We start from the raw sequence: 233 nt of genomic DNA, 5'->3' as shown, positions 1-233 counted from the left end.
GGGCGAAGCGACCTTCGACGTCTCCAGGCGCTTCCTAACCGAAGATCTGTGTGAGCGACTGGTGCTGATCCGCGAGGGCGCCCCCACTCTGCTTCTGCAGATGTTGCTGCGCGGCGCCAACGGCGTCGGCTACAAGAACTATCCCGACAATGTCATCAAATATTTCGTCCGTCAGGCGGCCAAGGGCGGTATCGACTTTTTCCGCGTTTTCGATTGCCTGAACTGGGTCGAGA

1 protein-coding gene is annotated in these 233 nt (G+C 58.8%); it reads left to right on the top strand.

The features are described 5' to 3' along the window. On the top strand, positions 1–233 hold a 233-nt coding region (locus ACPYOI_RS37175), incomplete at both ends, for a hypothetical protein (protein ID WP_481424319.1).

The organism is Rhizobium sp. SVR5-2C, from assembly GCF_056755115.1.
This window is presented reverse-complemented; position numbering and strand designations above follow the sequence as displayed.